Source organism: Providencia sp. PROV255 (assembly GCF_028478065.1).
Lineage (GTDB): Bacteria > Pseudomonadota > Gammaproteobacteria > Enterobacterales > Enterobacteriaceae > Providencia > Providencia rettgeri.
In genome coordinates, this window is record NZ_JAMPMI010000005.1 from 245953 (window position 1) to 264619 (window position 18667).

Annotated in this window: 15 protein-coding genes; 13 read left to right on the top strand and 2 right to left on the bottom strand. The window is 44.0% G+C overall.

Going from position 1 to position 18667, the window contains the following annotated elements:
- Positions 1-110: 110 nt before the first annotated feature.
- On the bottom strand, positions 111-692 hold the full coding sequence (gene yfbR / locus PR725_RS04850) for a 5'-deoxynucleotidase (RefSeq protein ID WP_109911551.1): 582 nt from the start codon (positions 690-692) through the stop codon (positions 111-113).
- 408 nt (positions 693-1100) lie between these two features.
- Positions 1101-2315 carry a pyridoxal phosphate-dependent aminotransferase gene (locus tag PR725_RS04855; RefSeq protein ID WP_004259802.1) on the bottom strand — a complete coding sequence of 405 codons (1215 nt, stop codon included), beginning with the start codon at positions 2313-2315 and terminating at the stop codon, positions 1101-1103.
- An 800-nt stretch (positions 2316-3115) separates the two neighbouring features.
- On the opposite strand from PR725_RS04855, the gene PR725_RS04860 reads away from it, so the two are divergent.
- From PR725_RS04860 to nuoM, 13 genes are all read left to right on the top strand, one after another.
- Positions 3116-4039: a LysR family transcriptional regulator gene (locus tag PR725_RS04860; protein ID WP_004912258.1), complete on the top strand. Its 924-nt coding sequence runs from the start codon at positions 3116-3118 to the stop codon at positions 4037-4039.
- Positions 4040-5153: 1114 nt separating this feature from the next.
- Positions 5154-5597 (top strand): NADH-quinone oxidoreductase subunit A, encoded by a 444-nt coding sequence (locus PR725_RS04865; RefSeq protein ID WP_004259806.1) that lies wholly within the window; start codon positions 5154-5156, stop codon positions 5595-5597.
- An 18-nt stretch (positions 5598-5615) separates the two neighbouring features.
- The gene (locus tag PR725_RS04870; RefSeq protein ID WP_004912254.1) at positions 5616-6290 is read left to right on the top strand and encodes a NuoB/complex I 20 kDa subunit family protein; all 675 of its coding nucleotides are present in this window, start codon (positions 5616-5618) and stop codon (positions 6288-6290) included.
- A gap of 74 nt (positions 6291-6364) precedes the next feature.
- Complete coding sequence (nuoC, locus tag PR725_RS04875) at positions 6365-8167, top strand: NADH-quinone oxidoreductase subunit C/D (protein WP_375372756.1); 1803 nt, start codon at positions 6365-6367, stop codon at positions 8165-8167.
- A 2-nt stretch (positions 8168-8169) separates the two neighbouring features.
- The gene (nuoE, locus tag PR725_RS04880; RefSeq protein WP_004912250.1) at positions 8170-8718 is read left to right on the top strand and encodes an NADH-quinone oxidoreductase subunit NuoE; all 549 of its coding nucleotides are present in this window, start codon (positions 8170-8172) and stop codon (positions 8716-8718) included.
- Positions 8715-10073, top strand: coding sequence for an NADH-quinone oxidoreductase subunit NuoF (nuoF, locus tag PR725_RS04885; RefSeq protein ID WP_004259820.1), 1359 nt, complete (start codon positions 8715-8717; stop codon positions 10071-10073). Before nuoE ends, nuoF begins: the two co-directional genes overlap by 4 nt.
- An 89-nt stretch (positions 10074-10162) precedes the next feature.
- Positions 10163-12895 (top strand): NADH-quinone oxidoreductase subunit NuoG, encoded by a 2733-nt coding sequence (gene nuoG, locus PR725_RS04890; RefSeq protein ID WP_164528668.1) that lies wholly within the window; start codon positions 10163-10165, stop codon positions 12893-12895.
- The gene (gene nuoH, locus PR725_RS04895; protein ID WP_004912244.1) at positions 12895-13872 is read left to right on the top strand and encodes an NADH-quinone oxidoreductase subunit NuoH; all 978 of its coding nucleotides are present in this window, start codon (positions 12895-12897) and stop codon (positions 13870-13872) included. The genes nuoG and nuoH overlap by 1 nt, the downstream gene beginning before the upstream one ends.
- Before the next feature lie 14 nt (positions 13873-13886).
- Positions 13887-14429 (top strand): NADH-quinone oxidoreductase subunit NuoI, encoded by a 543-nt coding sequence (gene nuoI / locus PR725_RS04900; protein WP_004259834.1) that lies wholly within the window; start codon positions 13887-13889, stop codon positions 14427-14429.
- A 12-nt stretch (positions 14430-14441) separates the two neighbouring features.
- Positions 14442-14984, top strand: a complete 543-nt coding sequence (nuoJ, locus tag PR725_RS04905; protein WP_004912236.1) for an NADH-quinone oxidoreductase subunit J — start codon at positions 14442-14444, stop codon at positions 14982-14984.
- Positions 14981-15283 (top strand): NADH-quinone oxidoreductase subunit NuoK, encoded by a 303-nt coding sequence (gene nuoK, locus PR725_RS04910; RefSeq protein ID WP_004912233.1) that lies wholly within the window; start codon positions 14981-14983, stop codon positions 15281-15283. The genes nuoJ and nuoK overlap by 4 nt, the downstream gene beginning before the upstream one ends.
- Entirely contained in the window at positions 15280-17121 is a 1842-nt protein-coding gene (nuoL, locus tag PR725_RS04915; RefSeq protein WP_272567870.1) for an NADH-quinone oxidoreductase subunit L, read from the top strand. Before nuoK ends, nuoL begins: the two co-directional genes overlap by 4 nt.
- A gap of 19 nt (positions 17122-17140) precedes the next feature.
- Entirely contained in the window at positions 17141-18661 is a 1521-nt protein-coding gene (gene nuoM, locus PR725_RS04920) for an NADH-quinone oxidoreductase subunit M (protein WP_117162386.1), read from the top strand.
- Positions 18662-18667: the final 6 nt, after the last annotated feature.

The window sequence follows — 18667 nt, forward strand, 5'->3', positions numbered from 1 at the left end:
CAGATTGTTCGACGGGTATCAGTTCGGCATAAAAAACTGAATAATTACATCAAAATATAAAGTTATCGAGTGTTAAAATAAGGAACGATACGCTCATTCCTTATTTTAAATTAATTACTAATTTCATCTAATGATAGGGTAAAACTTGGCACAAACGTTTTCATAAAATACTCCATTTCTGGACTATTTCTTTCCGCAAGCATTTTTTCTAACCGTCTTTTGGCTAATTTAAATTCACTATTGCCCGCGGACAGTTCTTCTAAACATTTTAAGTAGGCACACAGTGTATCGGCTTGTTTAACAATAAAATGCTCTTCTTCTGATTGTATATCTTCAATTAGTAGCGCTTTAAAATCCGCTTGTAGTTCTTCTGGGAGCATATCGAGTAGTTTTTGCTGAGCAAATTTTTCTATTTTTTTGTATTCATGAGCAATTTGCTGGTTGTGATACTTAATTGGGGTTGGTAAATCCCCTGTAATCACTTCACTAGCATCATGGTACATCGCATACAAAGCAATTTTTTCTGCGTTGACGTTCCCTGCGAACTTACGGTTTTTAATGATAGCGAGCGCATGGGCAACCATAGCTACTTGGAGACTATGTTCAGAGACATTCTCTGTTCGGACATTACGCATTAACGGCCAGCGGTGGATTAACTTCATTCTAGCAAGATGGGCGAAAAAGTAGCTCATAAGTCCTCTTCTTTAGTGTCTGCAAACGAAAAAAATTATAACGGAAATAATGTAGCAGCGATATAATTTTATTGTTTTTTAATAAGTTACTCTCTAGTAATTATGTTCTAATATCTATTTTGCATATTAAGATAATCATAATAATATAATCAATTTTAGATTATAACTTAACTGCTATTTTAATTGTGTTGAATTATGTAATCAAAAAAATATAATGGATGTTCAATCCGGAAATAACGAGGCAATATGAAATATTTTCCATTTATATTATTGGGCTTTTTCCTTGTGGCAATTTATTTTATTTCTATTCTTTGATTATCAAAATAATACAGTCTATTAATGATGGCTAAATTTAGAATAAAAAAAGCCTCCGGAATTAGGAGGCTTTTTATTATTTTGAATAAATTTTTATTGGCGATAGCCTTCAAGGAAGCGGCCGAATTTATTAATCGCCATTTCAAGGTCATCCGCATAAGGTAGCGTAACGATGCGGAAATGGTCAGGTTCAGGCCAGTTAAATGCGGTACCTTGAACTAACAACACTTTTTCTTGTAGTAACAGGTCTAAAATCATTTTTTGGTCATCATAGATATTAAATCGTTTAATATCTATTTTCGGGAACATATACAGGGCACCTTGTGGTTTTACACATGAAACGCCGGGTATTTGGTTGATCAATTCCCATGCACGATTACGTTGCTCATATAAACGGCCGCCTGGTTGAATGAATTCACTAATACTTTGGTAGCCACCCAGTGCAGTTTGAATGGCATGCTGCATCGGCACGTTTGCGCATAGGCGCATAGAGGCTAGCATTTCTAAACCTTCAATATAGCTTTTCGCATGTTTTTTCGGGCCGTTTAATACCATCCAACCTTGGCGGAAGCCAGCGACGCGATACGTTTTAGATAATCCATTAAATGTAATGGTTAATAAATCAGGGGCGAGGGCGGCAATAGAGTGGTGCACTGCATCATCATAAAGAATTTTATCGTAAATCTCATCAGCATAAATAATAAGATTGTGCTGGCGAGCCAATTCGACAATTTCCATTAATAGGTCTTTGCTGTAGACCGCACCCGTTGGGTTATTGGGGTTAATGACCACAATACCACGTGTTCTTGGTGTGATTTTTTTGCGAATATCTTCAATATCAGGCATCCAACCTTGCTGTTCATCACACATATAATGAACTGCTTTTCCTCCCGAAAGGGAAACTGCAGCAGTCCATAATGGATAATCAGGCGCTGGTACTAACATTTCATCACCATTATTAAGCAGTGCTTGCATGGCTTGTACGATTAATTCGGAAACACCATTACCAATGTAGACATCTTCTACTGTCATTTCATGAATGCCACGAGCTTGGTAATGCTGCACAATCGCTTTACGGGCAGAATACAAGCCTTTTGAGTCGCAATAACCTTGAGAACTTGGCAGATTACGCAAGACATCCACAAGGATTTCATCTGGAGCTTCAAAACCAAACGGGGCCGGATTACCAATATTGAGTTTGAGGACTTTGTTGCCTTCTTCTTCTAGGCGCTTCGCTTCTTTTAATACGGGCCCACGAATGTCATAGCAAACATTATCGAGCTTACTGGATTTAGTTAGATTATTCATAGTTCTCTCATTACCCTAAGGGTTGCATTGGTCGGGCCGACGTTATTCCTTTACTGTACTCCTCCCTCAGAAGCTTTTGAAGATGCAAGGTTATTTTTGGTGTAAAAGGTTGGTTTACGCTTAAATGTAATGTTTGGTATCTTATTATTTATTTTAGGCTAGCTGTATATTCTTATAATATTGAACTGGTTGAATTATAATATCGACATTCTTTGATGTTTTGGAGTATAAAAAGTAAAAAAGCATAAAAATAGCGGAAAAAAAGAAAATTGTATCAAAATGTAATATTAAGCATTGAATCATTAAATCAGACATGATTTTTTTTGCTGTAATAGCCTTTTTTTATAATAATCAGGGCGATTTTGTTAGTAATATTGATTGTTTCAAGCTGCTTTCTTTAACCAAAAGTGCTGCTTAAAATTATAACCATTTGATATTTTTGACTATATAAAAATAGTGAAACGAATTTTATAATGTGCTTACATTAAAATAATTGTGATTACATTAAATATGTTACTATTTAAGCGTAACCTATCAAGCGCGTTTTAGCGTGTTTTTTAGGAAATCATCCCACTTTTATTAAAATTATTTGATTTTTGGAAGTATGCTATTTGTACCCTGCTCTATCGTTAGCGATTAATGAGCTGGATGCAAAAAAGTAAAATAATGAGAAGTCATTGCAGATCTATGGATTAGAAATGCACTCACTTAGTAGTCTTAGTAGTCGCTATAAACTCGCTGATTCTCATGGAGGAGAGCAGAAACACCAGGTAACATAAAATTATATAAGAGAATGAACGATGATAAATTCCAATCGTCCCATCATGAACCTAGATCTTGATTTGCTACGTACTTTCGTCGCTGTCGCAGATCTTAACACATTTGCAGCCGCAGCTGCAGCCGTTTGTCGAACACAATCTGCTGTGAGCCAGCAAATGCAACGTTTAGAGCAATTAGTCGGCCGTGAGCTTTTCGCTCGCCATGGGCGAAATAAACTGCTCACCGCGCACGGATTACAATTACTTGGCTACGCAAGGCAAATACTTCGCGCCAATGATGATGCTACAGCGTCATTAACTTATAATGACGCTGATGGTGAATTGCGTATTGGCGCATCCGATGACACCGTCGATATCTTATTACCTTTCTTACTTAATCGTATCGCGTCTGTTTATCCAAGAATTGCCGTAGAAGTGCGCATTAAACGAGCACAATTTATTGAGTCAATGCTTGATAATCATGAGATAGACCTTGCTTTAACAACAGCAAGAATTAGTCACCACCCTAAAACAGCGTTAAGAACAGTGCCTGTTTTGTGGCACAGTGCACCTGATTTTCAATTGCGTCCCAATGAGCCAGTTCCATTAGTTGTTATGGATGAAACCAATCCATATCGTAAACTTTGTACTAGTGCTCTTGATGATGCAGGTTTGTCATGGCATGTTGCGTATGAAGCAGCTTCTTTACCTGCTGTTCGTGCGGCAGTCAATGCAGAGGTTGGGGTAACCGCTAGACCAATGGAAATGCAAAATGCAGATTTACGTATTTTGAATGAATCAGATGGGCTACCACGCTTACCAGATATTCAGTATTGGTTGTATAAGAATGCAGACGAGCAAAAAGATTTTGTTCTGACAGTATTCAGTGCGATTGAAAACAAAAAAATCCCTTATGTTGCAGCCTCAGCAAGTGAGTTGATGGATAGCAGCGAGGAAGGTAATTAAGTTAATCGATTCATCTGGTTATCTTAACGCCAATACTTAATTAATTTATTATAATGACGGTAATCCCAATACGTTTGGGATTACCGTTTTTTTATGTCATTTTTGCCAATCTATTACGGGAACACTTGTTTGTGATCAATGCGTTATTGGCTCTGTACAAATAAAATCAACATGTTAATCGCAGTCTAAATAAGACGTGAGCAGCGGTTGAGGTGGTTATCTCTGATTAAATGGCTAATGTACAGACTAATTAAGCTGTTAGATAACAGATAATGTGAATTGATACGGATGACTGAAACGATTATTTCAAATTGTGGAACTCAATTTTCAATATTGGGAAATGGTATTGAGAAATTTGCTTCTATGCATGCTTGAATAATGTTCAGTGATATTTTTAATCGGTTATCAAATTCAAATTTATCGATTTTTTATCAATATCCGCTCATAAAAAAAGCAATTAACCACTTAATAAGTATGGTTAAATGTGAAAGACCATGAAATAATTGTGATGTAGCTGGCATAACCTGAATTTCATTGTTTAGTTAACAGTTTGTTATGTTATTAACAATGTTTTTTTATTGAAGAGATAAAATAGCGCTTGAATGTCAGTTAGTTACTTGAAGTTATGCGTTAAAAAGAGTTACAAAGACTTAAAGTGAAATTGAATGCTATGTAAACAAATTGAGTACTTTTTCAATAAAAGTGTGCGTTAGATCAAATAAAAAGCGCAATTTTTCATCTGTTAAGACAGGTTTTTCCTGAGATAATGGTGTAGTAAAAACGAATAATCAGTTAAACTAGTTTGCGTGTTTACTTGAGTATCATTACACTGACACGTTTTAGCAGATTATGGTTACTTTTTGTTGTTCTGTTGTTTTCAAAGTGTGAAGTTTTTGTAACAAATACGGGTTATTTTACTTAATTTAAGTAAAATAAATTGTAATGAGAGAGGACAAACCAAACGCAGTCAACAGACTGATTTAAGTTTGGGGATATTTTAGTTTGTGATCAATTTTGGTCTTTCTTCTCGATTAACTGGGCAATTGTGGTGCAACTCTGCCGTGATGTAAAAAAGAGCAGTTAACACACCATAAGTAATGAGTAAGCAACGAGTATGTCTACATCAATCCTAGCGTTAGCCCATAACTGGGCGTTTGCGATATTCCTTATCGGCACTATCGGTCTTTGTGCTTTCATGTTGGTCGCAGGTCACTTTTTAGGTAGCCGCGCCAAAGCCAGAACAAAACATGTTCCTTATGAGTCCGGTATCGACTCGGTCGGTAGTGCACGTCTCCGCATGTCTGCTAAGTTTTACTTAGTCGCCATGTTTTTCGTTATCTTCGATGTTGAAGCCATGTTCTTATTTGCATGGTCAGTTGCCATCCGCGAAGCCGGTTGGGTAGGTTTCATCGAAGCCGCGATCTTTATTTTGGTATTGTTGGCGGGACTGTTTTATCTCGTTCGCGTAGGAGCATTGGATTGGACTCCAGTCCGTTCCCGCGGAAAAGTTAAGCATCCTAGTGAAGTTATTAAAATCAGCAATCGTCATCCGCAGTAAAAAGCGAGGCATTATACAATGGATTATACGCTCACCCGCATAGATCCGAACGGTGAGAACGACCGTTACCCACTGCAAACCCAGGAAATCGTCACTGATCCACTGGAGCAGCAAGTTGAAAACAGTGTTTACATGGGGAAACTTTCTCATGCACTTCACGATGTGGTTAACTGGGGGCGCAAAAACTCTCTCTGGCCATATAACTTTGGTCTTTCATGTTGCTATGTAGAAATGGTGACTTCGTTCACGGCTGTTCATGACGTCGCCCGCTTTGGTGCAGAAGTACTGCGTGCTTCACCTCGTCAAGCCGATTTCATGGTAGTAGCAGGTACCTGTTTCACTAAAATGGCGCCTGTTATTCAACGTCTGTATGACCAAATGCTTGAACCAAAATGGGTAATCTCCATGGGTTCATGTGCCAACTCTGGTGGCATGTATGACATTTATTCTGTTGTACAAGGCGTCGATAAATTTATTCCTGTGGATGTGTATATTCCAGGTTGCCCACCGCGTCCAGAAGCCTATATGCAGGCTCTGCTTCTGTTGCAAGAATCTATCGGTAAAGAGCGTCGACCGCTGTCTTGGGTTGTTGGAGACCAAGGGGTTTACCGTGCCAATATGCAATCAGAAAGAGAAAGAAAGCACGGTGAACGTATTGCAGTGACTAACCTGCGTACACCAGACGAAATTTAAGGCTTAAAGCCATACAGCGTAACAGAGCAATGTTGTTGCGAAATAATAAACCTGATCAAGCGTTATGGTGAAGAATGATGACAGATCAGATAGCGCAAGCGAGTAGTACCCAGCCAGGATGGCAGACACAGGATCATTTAAACGACCCTGTGCTTCTGGAACTGCGCAATCAATTTGGGCCGGATGCCTTTTCTGTTCAAGCAACTCGTACTGGCATGCCAGTGGTTTGGGTGCGTCGTGAACAGTTACTGGAAGTGGTCGATTTCCTAAAGAAATTACCAAAACCGTATGTCATGTTATTTGACTTACATGGGGTAGATGAGCGTCAACGAATTCACCGTCAAGGTCTGCCAGAAGCAGACTTTAGTGTTTTCTACCACTTCATCTCTATCGATCGTAACCGCGATATCATGTTAAAAGTCGCTCTTAATGAGAAAGACTTAAACGTGCCTTCGATCGTTTCACTGTTCCCGAATGCGAATTGGCATGAACGTGAAGTGTGGGATATGTTCGGTATCACCTTCCAAGGTCACCCAAATTTACGCCGCCTTTTAATGTCTCCAAGCTGGGAAGGTCATCCGCTGCGTAAGGATTATCCTGCGCGTGCGACTGAGTTTGACCCTTTTGTGCTGACTAAGCAGAAACAAGATCTGGAAATGGAAGCTTTGACTTTCAAACCAGAAGAGTGGGGCATGGCACGTGGAAATGAAAACGAAGATTTCATGTTCCTGAACTTGGGGCCAAACCACCCATCCTCACACGGTGCGTTCCGTATCGTGCTGCAATTGGATGGTGAAGAAATTATCGACTGTGTGCCCGATATCGGCTACCACCACCGTGGCGCTGAAAAAATGGGTGAACGCCAGTCGTGGCATAGCTACATTCCTTACACTGACCGTATCGAGTACCTCGGCGGTTGTGTGAATGAAATGCCATATGTGTTGGCCGTTGAAAAACTGGCTGGCATTGAAGTGCCGGATCGCGTGAAAACCATTCGTGTCATGTTGTCTGAATTATTCCGTATCAACAGTCACTTACTGTACATCAGTACGTATATCCAAGACGTTGGTGCGATGACCCCGGTCTTCTTTGCGTTTACCGACCGTCAAAAAGTCTACAACGTCATTGAAGCAATTACCGGTTTCCGTATGCACCCCGCATGGTTCCGTATCGGTGGTGTTGCGCACGACTTACCGCGTGGTTGGGAAAAACTGCTGCGTGAGTTATTAGACTGGTTGCCAAAACGTTTAGAGTCTTATGTGACTTCTGCACTGAAAAACTCCATCTTAAAAGGTCGCTCTATCGGTACTGCAATGTACTCAAAAGAAGAGGCGTTGGCATGGGGTGTGACAGGAGCTGGATTACGTGCAACAGGCGTTGATTTTGACGTACGTAAATGGCGTCCATATTCAGGCTATGAAAACTTCGAGTTTGATATTCCTATCGCTCATAACGGTGACTGTTATGACCGCGTGATGATCAAAGTGGAAGAGATGCGTCAGAGTATCCGTATTCTTGAGCAATGCTATAAGAATATGCCAGAAGGCCCATTCAAAGCTGACCATCCACTGACAACTCCGCCACCAAAAGAACGTACGTTGCAGCACATCGAAACCTTGATCAACCACTTCTTGCAAGTGTCTTGGGGGCCGGTGATGCCAGCAAATGAGTCATTCCAGATGGTTGAAGCTACGAAGGGTATCAACAGCTACTACTTAACCAGTGATGGTAGCACCATGAGCTACCGTACGCGTATTCGTACCCCGAGCTATGAGCACTTACAGCAAATTCCTGCGGTGATCAGAGGTAGTTTAGTTTCAGACTTAATCGTCTATCTGGGTAGTATCGATTTTGTAATGTCGGATGTGGATCGCTAACCATGCATAATGAACATAACGAAAATGAGAAGCACAATGAGCTCAATGTCGTGAATGTGTTTGAACCGCAAGTCAATCATGGCTTTGTCTTAACAGAGAAAGAGCGTGAAGAGATTGAAGGTGAGAAACACCATTACGAAGATGCACGTGCTGCCTCAATTGAAGCACTGAAAATTGTGCAAAAAAACCGCGGTTGGGTTGAAGATGGTGCGATCCATGCTATCGCTGACGTCTTAGGCATCCCAGCCAGTGATGTTGAAGGTGTGGCGACATTCTATAGCCAAATCTTCCGCCAGCCAGTGGGTCGCCACATTATTCGCTATTGCGACAGTGTTGTTTGCCATATTACAGGTTATCAGGGCTTAGAAGCTGAAATCATTAAACAGCTGAATATTCGCCCGGGCCAAACAACAGCCGATGGTCGCTTTACGTTGCTGCCAACCTGTTGCTTGGGTAACTGTGACAAAGGTCCTACGATGATGATCGATGAGGACACTCACAGCTACGTGCAGCCTGAAAATATTCAAAAATTACTGGAGCAGTATCCATGACAAATTCTGTTAATCCAGTGATCCGTACTGCTGAAACTCATCCTCTAACATGGCGTTTGCGTGATGACAATCAGCCTGTTTGGTTAGATGAGTATCGCAGTAAGAACGGATACAAAGGTCTTGAGCGTGCGCTCAAAGGCATGGCTCCCGATGAAGTTGTGAATCTTGTAAAAGACGCTGGCCTGAAAGGGCGCGGCGGTGCGGGTTTCTCAACGGGTCTGAAATGGAGCCTGATGCCAAAAGACGAAAACATGAAACTGCGTTACTTCTTATGTAATGCGGATGAAATGGAACCGGGCACCTATAAAGACCGTTTATTGATGGAGCAACTCCCTCACTTGTTAGTTGAAGGGATGATCACAGGCGCTTATGCACTTAAAGCCTATCGTGGTTATATCTTCTTACGGGGCGAGTATGTTGAAGCTGCGCAAAATCTGCGCCGTGCCATCGAAGAAGCCAAAGCGGCGGGCCTGTTAGGCAAAAATATCCTCGGTTCAGGTTTTGATTTCGAACTATTTGTTCACACCGGCGCTGGGCGTTATATCTGCGGTGAAGAAACTGCACTGATTAACTCCTTAGAAGGCCGTCGCGCTAACCCACGTTCTAAGCCACCATTCCCTGCAACATCAGGTGCTTGGGGTAAACCAACTTGTGTCAATAACGTCGAAACTATTTGTAACGTGCCAGCAATTTTAGAGCACGGCGACCAATGGTATATCGATTTAAGCGCAGGTAAGAGTAAAGACGCGGGCACGAAATTGATGGGCTTCTCTGGCCGCGTGAAAAATCCGGGTTTATGGGAATTACCATTTGGTACCACGGCACGTGAAGTGTTGGAAGATTACGCAGGTGGTATGCGTGATGGACTGAAATTAAAAGCATGGCAGCCAGGTGGGGCAGGGACAGATTTCCTGACCAACGACCACCTCGACTTACCGATGGATTTCGAAAATATTGCTAAAGCAGGTAGCCGTCTTGGTACTGCATTAGCGATGGCGGTTGATCATGAAATCAACATGGTTTCTTTAGTGCGTAACTTAGAAACCTTCTTTGCCCGTGAATCCTGTGGTTGGTGTACGCCGTGCCGCGATGGTCTGCCATGGAGTGTGAAAATTTTACAAGCGCTGGAAAAAGGCGAAGGGCAACCGGGGGATATTGAAACCCTAGAGCAGCTGTGCCGTTTCTTAGGGCCGGGTAAAACTTTCTGCGCTCACGCACCGGGTGCGGTCGAACCGCTACAAAGTGCCATCAAATATTTCCGTGATGAATTCGAAGCGGGTATCTCGCAAAAAGATCTGCGTAACATTGTGCAGATTGCGGGTATCCAACCCAACCTGCTGAAGCAGCGCTGGTAATTGTTTAGCGATTGAGCAACCGCTAAATAGATTTTTCACGAAGAACGTATTTTTGATTAACGCCTGCTTTATGCGGGCCTTTGGGAAGCATGCTGACTATGGCTACAATATATGTAGACGGCAAAGAATATGACGTAAACGGGTCTGAAAACCTGTTACAAGCCTGTCTTTCTCTAGGGCTAGATATTCCTTATTTTTGCTGGCATCCGGCGCTGGGAAGCGTTGGCGCTTGCCGCCAGTGTGCGGTTAAGCAGTATCAGAACGCAGATGACACACGCGGTCGCCTAGTAATGTCTTGTATGACACCCGCAACGGAAGGGACTTACATCTCTATTGATGATGAAGAAGCCAAACAATTCCGTGAAAGTGTTGTGGAATGGCTGATGACCAATCATCCTCATGACTGTCCAGTCTGTGAGGAAGGGGGAAACTGTCACCTACAAGATATGACGGTGATGACCGGTCATAACATGCGTAAATATCGTTTTACGAAACGTACTCACATTAACCAAGACCTCGGTCCATTTATTAGTCATGAAATGAACCGTTGTATCGCGTGTTATCGTTGTGTTCGTTACTACAAAGATTACGCAGATGGCACAGACTTGGGTGTGTATGGTGCACATAACTATGTGTATTTCGGTCGTACTGAAGACGGTACACTGGAAAGTGAGTTCTCCGGTAACTTAGTTGAAGTTTGTCCTACTGGGGTATTCACTGATAAAACACATTCAGAGCGCTATAACCGTAAGTGGGATATGCAGTTTGCACCCGGTATCTGCCAACAGTGCAGTATCGGTTGTAACACGAGTCCGGGTGAGCGTTATGGTGAAATCCGTCGTATCGAAAACCGTTATAACGGTTCGGTAAACCACTATTTCCTGTGCGACCGTGGTCGTTTTGGTTACGGATATGTCAACCGTAAAGATCGTCCTCGTCAAGCGGTACTCAATAAAAATGGCGTCAAACAAGTCATTTCGGCTATCGAAGCAATGCAAAGTGGTGCGCAAATTATCAATCAAGCGAAAAAAGTGATTGGTATCGGCTCTCCACGCGCGAGCGTTGAAAGCAACTATGCATTGCGCGCATTAGTCGGAGCAGATAACTTCTATTCAGGTATTTCTGCGGGAGAGCAACGCCGCTTAGCGCTGATGCAAAACATCCTGCAAAACGGCGGTATCTATACGCCAACATTGCGTGAAGTAGAAGGCTATGATGCGGTACTGGTACTGGGTGAAGATTTAACTCAGACAGGTGCACGTATGGCGCTATCTGTTCGCCAAGCGGTGAAAGGTAAAGCACGTGAAATGGCCGCAGCGCAAAAAGTCGCTGACTGGCAAATCGCCGCAATCATGAATATTGGTCAACATGCAAAATATCCGCTGTTTATTACCAACGTTGATGATACGCGTTTAGACGATGTGGCTGCCTTTAATTATCGTGCACCAGTAGCTGACCAAGCACGTTTCGGTTTTGCTATCGCCAATATGATTAACGGCGAAGCCCCTGCGGTGAATGATTTACCCGCAGACTTAAAAGCCAAAGTTGAAACCATTGCTCAGGCATTAGCTGGTGCGAAAAAACCATTAATTATTAGTGGTAGCCATAGTGCCAGCGAGGCAATGATCCAAGCGGCCGCTAACGTGGCATTTGCGTTAAAAGCCAAAGGCGCGAATGTTGGGTTATCTTACTTAGCATCTCATGCCAATAGCTTCGGTCTGGCAATGATGAACGCACAGCCATTAGACAGCGCTTTAGCTCGCATTGAAGCGAACGAAGCGGATGTGGCTATCGTTATCGAAAATGACCTGTACCGTCACAGCAGCGTGGATGCCGTCAATAGCGCATTAGCGAAATTGAGCCACTTGATTGTTGCAGATCATCAGCAAACCGACATCATGGATAAAGCAACATTGGTTCTGCCAGCAGCAAGCTTTGCTGAAGCAGACGGTACGTTGATTAACCAAGAAGGTCGTGCGCAGCGTTTCTTCCAAGTCTTTGACCCAACTTATTACGACAAAGCTATCGTGATGAACGAAAGCTGGCGCTGGATGCATTCACTGCAAACTGAAGCGCAAGAGCGTGATGCGGATTGGTCGCAACTTGATCACGTTATCGCAGATTGTGTTGCCGCAATGCCACAATTCTCGGGTATGGTAGATGCTGCACCAAAAGCGTCTTTCCGTATTCGTGGTCAAAAACTGGCGCGTGAACCACATCGTTACAGTGGTCGTACAGCGATGCTAGCAAATCAATCTGTTCATGAACCTCGTCAACCGCAAGATATTGACTCTCCATTTGCTTTCTCAATGGAAGGGAACAACAGCCCAACCGCGCCACGCCAGCAAATTCCATTTGCATGGGCGCCGGGTTGGAACTCACCACAAGCCTGGAACAAATTCCAAGCCGAAGTGGGGGGGCACCTGTTATTTGGTGACCCGGGTATCCGTTTGTTCAATTCAACACAGAGCAAATTGGCTTACTTCACTGAAATTCCAGCGGCTTATCAAGCCAATGAAGCTCAGTGGGTTGTCGCACCTTATTACCACCTGTTCGGCAGTGATGAAATGTCACAGCGTTCAGAAGTAATTCAAGAGCGTATGCCTGAGCCTTATATCATGCTGAACACGCAAGATGCTGCGTCACTCGGCCTGTCAGCAGGAACTAAAGCGGAGTTTAGCCATGCAGGTCAAGTGTTTAACTTGACTGTCCGCCTAAGTAATCACCTGTCTACAGGTCAAATTGGCTTACCGTTAGGAATGCCAGGTATCGCACCTTCAATGGCTGGCGTGTCAGTCAATAATCTGCGGAGGGGAGCATGATGGATTGGATTTCTCCTGAAGTGATGGAAGTGTTAATTTCCATCCTTAAATCTGTCGTCATATTATTGGTTGTTGTGACTTGTGGGGCATACATGAGTCTGGGAGAGCGCCGTATTCTCGGTCTGTTCCAGAACCGTTATGGCCCTAACCGCGTGGGTCCGTTTGGGATGGGCCAGTTAATCGCGGATATGTTCAAAATGCTGTTTAAAGAAGACTGGATCCCGCAGTTTGCTGACAAGAAAATCTTTACGCTTGCACCAGTGATTGCGTTTTGTTCACTGTTCTTAGCATTTGCCATCGTCCCTGTTAGCCCGACTTGGCATGTTGCAGACCTCAATATCGGGATTTTATTCTTCCTGATGATGGCGGGTCTCGCTGTCTATGCGGTGTTATTCGCAGGTTGGTCAAGTAACAACAAATACTCATTATTAGGTGCGATGCGTGCGTCAGCACAAACCGTGAGTTACGAAGTGTTCTTAGGCCTTTCTTTAATGGGTGTGGTTGCACAAGCAGGTTCATTCAACCTGATTGATATTGTGAACTCCCAAGAAGGCATGTGGAATATTATTCCGCAGTTCTTTGGTTTTGTGACTTTTGCGATAGCGGGCGTTGCGGTATGTCACCGTCATCCGTTTGACCAACCGGAAGCAGAACAAGAGATTGCGGATGGTTACCACGTTGAATACTCAGGTATGAAGTTTGGTTTGTTCTTCGTCGGTGAGTATATCGGTATCGTAACGGTTTCTGCACTGATTGTGACGCTGTTCTTTGGTGGCTGGCATGGTCCATTCCTGCCGTCATTCTTGTGGTTTGCTATCAAAACTGGCTTCTTCATGATGATGTTTATCCTGATCCGTGCCTCTTTACCGCGTCCACGTTATGACCAAGTGATGTCTTTCGGTTGGAAAATTTGTCTGCCGTTGACACTGCTTAATCTGCTGGGTACTGCAGCAGTGATTTTATACAACGCTCAGTAAGGGGTGATTGAACCATGACATTGAAAGAGTTATTGGTCGGTTTCGCCACCCAAGTACGTAGTATTTGGATGGTCGGCCTGCATGCGTTCGATAAACGCGAAACGCAAATGTATCCAGAAGAGCCGGTTTATCTGCCACCCCGTTACCGTGGGCGTATCGTGTTAACACGCGACCCTGACGGTGAAGAGCGTTGTGTTGCGTGTAACTTATGTGCGGTTGCTTGCCCTGTGGGATGTATCTCACTGCAAAAAGCTGAACATGAAGACGGCCGCTGGTACCCTGAATTTTTCCGCGTTAACTTTTCGCGCTGTATTTTCTGTGGTCTGTGTGAAGAGGCTTGCCCAACCACGGCAATCCAATTAACACCTGATTTTGAAATGGCCGATTGGAGACGTCAGGATCTGGTTTACGAGAAAAATGACCTGTTGATTTCAGGTCCGGGTAAATATCCTGATTATAACTTTTACCGTAAATCGGGTATGGCGATTGCAGGTAAAGACAAAGGTGAAGCGGATAACGAAGCGAAACCGATTAACGTCAAAGACCTGTTGCCATAAGGAGCGATATTCATGGAATTTACATTTTATATCGCCGGTCTAGTTGCCATTTTAGCAACTTTAAGGGTGATAACGAATACAAATCCGGTGCATGCACTGTTGTATCTGGTTGTTTCTCTGCTGGCTCTGTCAATGGTGTTTTTCTCCCTCGGCGCGTATTTTGCTGGGGCGTTGGAAATCATCGTATATGCAGGTGCCATTATGGTCCTGTTCGTGTTCGTCGTGATGATGCTCAACTTAGGGCGTTCTGTTCAAGAACAAGAGCGCGCTTGGTTGACGCCGAAAAACTGGATTGGCCCTGCGGTGTTATCCGCGGTTTTATTGGCTATCTTAGTTTACGGCATTACCTCGTTGTCTTATCAAGAAGGCATTGAGGGAACCATCATTGGGGCGAAAGAAGTGGGAATTAGCCTATTTGGGCCGTATGTTCTGGCTGTCGAATTGGCATCTTTGTTATTACTCGCAGGTTTAGTGGTAGCATTCCACGTTGGACGTGACCGTAAAGAAAACGGCGCTGACCTTGTCAGCATCGAGAAGGCGGAGGAACAAAAATGATACCTCTAGAACACGGTCTGATTTTAGCGGCGATTTTATTTGTGATGGGGCTCAGTTGCCTTGTTATTCGCCGTAATCTGCTTTTCATGCTGATCGGACTGGAAATCATGATTAACTCAACTGCACTGGCATTTGTGGTTGCAGGGAGTTTTTGGGGGCAGCCAGACGGCCAAATTATGTATATTTTGGCAATCGCATTGGCTGCAGCGGAGGCGAGTATTGGATTGGCGTTGTTACTGCAACTCCATCGTCATCGTCAGAACCTGAATATTGATAAAGTCAGTGAGATGCGCGGATGAACCTACTCTATTTAACTATTCTGTTGCCTTTACTGGGGTCGGTGCTGTTAGCCTTCTCTCGTGGACGCTGGTCAGAAAACGTTTCGGCCATTATTGGTGCGGGGTCGGTTGGCTTAGCGGCCGTCGTCGCATTCTATGCTGGCAATGAATTTTTAGCTCAAGACGCAGGTAGCGTATTCATCCAGCCACTTTGGACTTGGATGTCTGTCGGTACCTTTAATATCCCATTCACTCTAATGTTAGATGGCCTGTCATTGACCATGTTAGGTGTGGTAACGGGTGTGGGCTTCCTTATCCACGTATATGCATCTTGGTATATGCGTGGCGAGGAAGGTTACTCACGTTTCTTCGCTTACACTAACTTGTTTATCGCAAGCATGGTGGTTTTAGTCCTCGCTGACAACATGATGCTGATGTATCTCGGTTGGGAAGGGGTAGGGCTGTGCAGTTACCTGTTGATTGGTTTCTATTATACCAATCCAGAAAACGGCAAAGCGGCGATGAAAGCGTTCTTTGTAACGCGTATCGGTGATGTGTTCCTCGCAATTGGTATGTTTATTCTGTGGAATGAGCTTGGCACACTGAATTTCAGCGAAATGGCGGTGTTAGCACCTCAAAAATTTGCGGAAGGTTCAAGTGCGATCAACTGGGCAACCTTGATGTTATTAGGTGGTGCAGTCGGTAAATCAGCACAGTTACCATTGCAAACGTGGTTGGCAGATGCGATGGCGGGTCCAACGCCAGTTTCTGCACTGATCCACGCCGCAACCATGGTAACCGCGGGTGTGTACTTAATTGCTCGTACCCATGTTCTGTTCCTGTTAGCGCCTGAAGTATTACATTTAGTCGGCGTTGTGGGGGCTGTGACATTAGTACTGGCTGGGTTTGCTGCACTGGTGCAAACCGATATCAAACGTGTGCTTGCATACTCCACGATGAGCCAAATCGGTTATATGTTCTTGGCACTAGGTGTACAAGCATGGGATGCAGCCATTTTCCACCTGATGACACATGCTTTCTTTAAAGCGTTGTTGTTCCTGTCAGCAGGTTCAGTCATTTTGGCATGTCACCACGAACAAAATATCTTCAAAATGGGTGGGCTGCGTAAGCAAATTCCATTCATCTACGCTGTGATGTTAATCGGCGGAAGCGCGCTGGCAGCATTGCCACTGTTTACCGCAGGTTTCTACAGTAAAGATGCAATTTTGTGGGGTGCACAGCTTGATGGACAAACTGTGTTGTTGTGGGCAGGTATCCTCGGTGCATTAATGACCGCAATTTATACCTTCCGTATGATTTTCATCGTGTTCCACGGTGAAGCGAAAATCAAAGCGCACAAGGTTAAAGGCATCACTCACACATTACCACTGGGCATTTTGGCTATTCTTGCAACGTTTGTTGGTGCATTAATCCACCAACCACTCGAAGGGATTTTCCCAGCCGAAGCCGCAGGCAGTGAAGACGGTAAAGTCTTACTCGAAGCGATTTCTGGCGGGTTTGCTATCGCAGGTCTATTAATTGCGGTATTCCTCTATCTGTTCAGACGTTCAATAGTCGATGCTATCGCGAAAACTGCAGTGGGTCGTTTCTTCAGCGCATGGTGGTACCAAGCGTGGGGATTCGATTGGCTGTACGATGTAGTCTTTGTTAAGCCATTTAAAGGTATAGCATGGCTACTAGAAAGCGATCCGGTTAACTCTCTGATGAATATCCCTGCACATCTTTCACGTTGGGCAAATAAAGGGCTTGCAGTGAGTGAAAACGGCCAAATTCGTTGGTATGTTGCCTCGTTGGGGCTGGGTGCAGTGCTGATTCTTGCTCTGCTGCTTTTGGTTTAATTAAGGGACACATTGCGCCATGCTATTACCCTGGCTAATACTCATTCCCTTCATCGGAGGCCTGCTAAGCTGGCAGGCTGACCGGTTCAGTCATCGCGCACCGCGTTGGATTGCACTGGCAACGATGGGAATAACATTGATACTTTCCGTACAATTGTGGTTACAAGGGAGCTACTCCCTTGTCAATCCACAAGGTATTCCACAATGGCAATCTGTTTTCTTTATGCCGTGGATCCCGTCACTGAGAATTGACTTTCATTTAGCAATTGACGGTTTATCACTGCTGATGGTCGTGTTAACGGCTATCATGGGGGGCTTCTCAATTCTGAGCTCTTGGAGTGAAAACCAGAAAAACCAAGGTGCGTATCACTTTAACCTGTTGTGGATTATCACAGGTGTGATGGGGATTTTTACCGCGGTTGACCTGTTCTTATTCTTCTTCTTCTGGGAGATGATGCTGATCCCAATGTATTTCCTAATTGCCAATTGGGGACACAAAGGGTCAGAAAACAGACAACATATCAAAGCCGCGACTAAGTTCTTCATCTACACGCAAGCAAGTGGTTTGATCATGCTAGTGTCCATCATTGGCCTAGCGTTGGCGAACTACAATACTTCAGGTGTATTAACATTCGACTATAACCAATTGCTGGGTGCAGAACTCTCTAGCAATGTCGCGTTTATGTTGATGTTAGGTTTCTTTATCGCCTTTGCCGTTAAAATGCCACTGGTCCCTTTCCATGGTTGGATGGCAGATACCCAAGAGCAATCGCCAACAGCGGGTTCAGTGGATATCTCCGGTATCATGCTAAAAACCGCAGCATACGGTCTGTTACGCTTTACCTTGCCTCTGTTCCCAGAAGCGTCTATCCAGTTCACTCCAATAGCGATGACACTGGGTGTGATCAGTATTTTCTACGGGGCATGGTTAGCGTTCAAACAAACGGATATCAAACGTCTGGCGGCGTACAGTAGCTTATCCCACATGGGGTTTGTGACAGTCGCTATTTACGCGGGTTCAACCTTGGCTTACCAAGGTGCGGTGATTCAAATGATCACCAACGGTTTGTCCGGTGCGGCACTGATTATCATCAGTGGTCAACTGTATGAACGTACACAAACTCGTGATATGCGCATGATGGGTGGATTATGGAAACGCATTAAATGGTTACCAGGAATGTCCCTGTTCTTTGCTGCGGCAACGTTAGGAATGCCAGGTACAGGTAACTTCATTGGTGAATTCATGATCCTGTTCGGTAGCTTCAGCCAATTCGCGTTAGTGACCTGCATTATGGTCTTTGGTGTGGTGTTTGCGTCTATCTATTCACTGTGGATGATGCAACAGACCTACTACGGTACACCTAAGTCTGAAAAAGAAATGAAAGGGTTAACGGCACGTGAATTTGGTGTGCTGCTGGCTCTGGCTGCTTTACTGGTTATTATCGGTTTCTACCCACAACCAATTTTAGATACCTCAATTGGTTCGATGGAAACATTGCATAACCTGTATTCTGCTTCACTTACAACATTAGGGCTGTAATTCGCC